This is a genomic window from Oleiphilus sp. HI0123 (assembly GCF_001635315.1).
The window spans coordinates 1-3564 of sequence record NZ_LWGE01001195.1 but is presented as its reverse complement, the minus strand read 5'-3'; the positions used below and the strand labels follow the sequence as shown (position 1 = coordinate 3564).

At 43.0% G+C, this 3564-nt stretch carries 6 protein-coding genes; 1 reads left to right on the top strand and 5 read right to left on the bottom strand.

The genetic code is table 11. From position 1 onward, the window contains the following. A partial coding sequence (gene yjgA / locus A3761_RS13340; protein WP_156491837.1) for a ribosome biogenesis factor YjgA occupies window positions 1–266 on the top strand: 266 nt, incomplete at its 5' end. 6 nt (window positions 267–272) lie between these two features. On the opposite strand, the gene A3761_RS13335 is transcribed toward yjgA, so the two are convergent. The 5 genes from A3761_RS13335 to hpf form a co-directional block, all read right to left on the bottom strand. Next, window positions 273–1154, bottom strand: a complete 882-nt coding sequence (locus tag A3761_RS13335; protein WP_068750335.1) for a nitrilase-related carbon-nitrogen hydrolase — start codon at window positions 1152–1154, stop codon at window positions 273–275. A 233-nt stretch (window positions 1155–1387) separates the two neighbouring features. Further along, window positions 1388–1657, bottom strand: coding sequence for an HPr family phosphocarrier protein (locus A3761_RS13330; RefSeq protein WP_068509651.1), 270 nt, complete (start codon window positions 1655–1657; stop codon window positions 1388–1390). Between the two features lie 37 nt (window positions 1658–1694). Beyond that, entirely contained in the window at window positions 1695–2567 is an 873-nt protein-coding gene (gene rapZ, locus A3761_RS13325; protein ID WP_068553990.1) for an RNase adapter RapZ, read from the bottom strand. 42 nt (window positions 2568–2609) lie between these two features. Further along, a complete protein-coding gene (gene ptsN, locus A3761_RS13320) occupies window positions 2610–3071 on the bottom strand; it encodes a PTS IIA-like nitrogen regulatory protein PtsN (protein ID WP_068510396.1) in 462 nt (153 codons plus the stop codon). 26 nt (window positions 3072–3097) lie between these two features. After that, complete coding sequence (hpf, locus tag A3761_RS13315; protein ID WP_068510392.1) at window positions 3098–3406, bottom strand: ribosome hibernation-promoting factor, HPF/YfiA family; 309 nt, start codon at window positions 3404–3406, stop codon at window positions 3098–3100. Between the last annotated feature and the right edge of the window lie 158 nt (window positions 3407–3564).

Sequence of the window (3564 nt, the reverse complement as noted above, 5' to 3'; positions counted from 1 at the left end):
CGATTCAGTTCGCAATTGATCAGTTTGACTCCAGCAGTCAACGATATGCTCAAGAGCTTCACCAAATGGAGTCCTGGAGAGACCGTTTGATTAGCGGTGGAAATGATGTGCTTAGTAATTTTATTTCCGACAACCCTGATACAGACGTACAACACCTGAGAGCGCTCGTTCGCAACGCTAAGAAAGATCACGACCAGCAAAAGAATACTGGCGCGGGTAAAAAGCTGTTTCAATATATTCGAACGATTACTCAAGATATTGAGTAAAGCCAGCTAACTTGAAAATAGCGGCATCGCTGCGCGAATTTTATTCAAGCCTTTAAAATCCAAATTCGCACTACAAATACCAGCTCCTTTGCCGAGCTGGTTTAATATGTTTCCCCAAGGGTCGATGATCATACTCTGTCCCCAAGTTTTACGCCCACGGCTATGCTCTCCACCCTGATTTGCAGCAATAACAAAGCACTGGTTTTCAATAGCTCGCGCACGCAACAATAACTCCCAATGAGCTTGACCGGTTTTTTCGGTAAAAGCAGAAGGTACAAGTAATATTTTTGCCCTTGCCCTACGCATGTCCTGATACATCTCTGGAAAGCGCAAATCATAGCAAATTGAAAATCCGATTCCGGCCTGAGTACCATCTTCGAAACTTATCGTTTCAACTACGGTTCTTTCACCGGGACAAAAGGTATCCGACTCACGATACTCGCCATGCTCATCACCGACCTCAACATCAAATAAATGTTGCTTATCATAGTAGGCCTGTACTTCACCTGAGATATTAATCAGAAGACTACGACTAAAATATCGTTGCTTCCCTTGTGAACTAAGTGAGAGCGAAGCGGGGAACGGCAAACTACCCAAAACCAGGTTGATGAAGTTTACGACTTCCTGAGCATTTAACTTGCTGAGGAAGTGCGCCTGTATGTCTTCAGAGAGATCTTGTAGGACTTCACCTTTTAAATCGTCATTCAGCAAGCGCCATATTAGTGCTCGCTCTCGCGGTGGAGAGGATTCAATTAGGTGTGCAATATCACTTGCGTTTAGCCCCTTGTTCACAACCCTTTCAATTTGCCGGATAGAGCCGCTTTCGATTACTTCATTTACACTATGAAGTTTCTCTTTAGCGCTTTTGTTTGAAAATTGGCTAGGCATGGAACACGTTGATCTCTAGTTAACTGCTAAGTGATAAAACAGATAAGCCTGGTGAAGTGATGATTACAATTAGACCTATATAGATAGCTTAAACGTTTGCTTAAGTATAGCGCATGAATTGACACTTCGACAGTCAGAATAATCCAATAAACAGAGCCTTAGTTTGCTTTTATAAAGTGAGTTCTAGTTTATTGGAGCTGATAAGAGTGGGGGGCTTGAAATTTAGTGAGCGCTTATTCGCCTTCTCCAAACCTATCATTGATCAAGTCTTTGATCGCTGTCATTGCTTCTTCCTGATCCGCACCTTCGCAGCTGATTTCAACAAAAGATCCGCAGCTTGCGGCGAGCATCATCACAGACATAATGCTTTTACCATCGACTTCTCGGCCATCCTTTGCGATTTTAATACTGCTTTCAAAGCGTGTTGCAGTACCGACAAATTTAGCGGCTGCACGGGCATGGAGACCAAGTTTGTTAATAATTTCGATTTGTTCTGAAAGCATGGATGTTCTACTAAGCTAATGAAAAGAGGGTAGTTTATTACGTTTTGTGAGGTGAAGGTAGCTCTTTGTGGCGAATTTGGACATTATCAAATTGCGACTTGAAGTGCGCACCAAGCTGTTCGCTAATATAGACCGATCTGTGATGGCCGCCGGTACAGCCGATCGCGATAGTCATGTAGCTACGGTTTGATGCTTTGAATTGAGGAAGCCATTTACTGAGAAAGTTAATGATATCTTCCTTCATTAGTATGGATTCGGGTTGGGCGTTCATGAAGTCTACGACGGGCTTATCTAATCCACTAAAAGTACGAAGGTTTGGGTCCCAGTATGGGTTTGGCAAACAGCGAACGTCGAATACGTAATCTGCATCGCTAGGAACACCATTTTTGAAACCAAATGATTGAAAGAGTATGGCGAGCTCTTGCTCTCGTTTGCCTGTCACTCTAAGTTTTATGAGGTCTCTTAACTCGTATAGGGTTAGTTTCGTAGTGTCGACAGTCAGGTCAGCTTTTAGTGCCAGCTGGTCGAGAAGCGTTCTTTCGGTTTCAATCGCTTCGGTGAGTGAGTGTGTTGTGCTGCTAAGTGGGTGTTTGCGTCGAGTATCGTGAAAGCGCTTTAGGAGCGTCTCACTTTGTGCGTCAAGAAAAATGATATCGACATCAATCTCCATCTGCTTTAGCTTCTCGTAAACTTGGGGGAATGCTTCTATTCCACCCTGCAGATTTCTAGCATCGATACTGATCGAAACGTTACTTAACCTTGTATCTTTACCTTGTAGTGATTGTTTACCAAGGTTTAGTAAAAGCCCAACCGGTAAATTATCAATGCAGTAATACCCCATGTCTTCAAGGACGTGAAGGGCCGTGCTTTTTCCGGAACCGGATCTGCCACTGACAATAACGAGCTTCATAAGAAGTTCCTAGCAATTTTGAGCTTCTAAGGTTTGTAGGTCTTAAGCAATTATTTTCTGATAAAGTTCAGTGCCTGTAGCAGATTCCCTTAAACTATCGCAAAAAGCAGTGTTGTTGAACTTCTCTGCAATTTGACTTAAAAGATCCAGGTGCTCGCTCGTCGCCTCGGAGGGGACAAGTAAAACGAAAAGAATATCAACGTCTTCGTTATCTATCGAGTCAAAAGGTATCTTTTTTTCAAGTGTAAATAGACAACCAATAACTTGTTTGCAGTTTTCCAGTCTGCTGTGGGGAATGGCAATTCCTTGCCCAACTCCCGTGCTTCCCAGTCGTTCACGAGAAATAAGGTTGTCAAATATTTCAGTTTCATCAAGATGAGGAAATTGTTTTGAGACCAGGTGTGCAGCCTGTTGAAGAACTTTTTTCTTGCTACCACCGGGCAAACCGCGTTGGGTTAGCTCCGGTGACAAGATGGCCTCGATAGTAATTTTATTTTCAGACATTTTTCGACTCTAAAGATCGCTAATAACTAGCGTGCTGCTGCGCCGTGTGCGCGGTCAACTTTCTTTTCCTTGTGCTTAAGAATTTGACGGTCTAGCTTATCAACTAGCTGGTCGATAGCGGCATACATGTCGTCGTTCTCGGCGTGGCCGTGGATATCTGCACCAGCGATATGTAGCGTTGATTCAGCAATATGTGCTTGTTTCGATACAGAAAGGGTTACCTGTACGTTGCTAATGCCGCCAATATGGCGCTCTAGCTTTTGCAATTTGGTTTTCACATATTCTTTAAGTGCATCAGTTAAATCTACATGATGGCCAGTGATATTTAATTGCATAGTATTCTCCTATCATCGTTATTTTTAGCGAGAGTTGAATATTGACTCACTTTTCGCTTATCAAATCAACTTGCTGCAGGCAGCAAGTTATCAAATATTGTATTAAACCAATCTTTTTCTTTCGTTCGATGGGGGGATCGACATCGCTTCGCGGTATT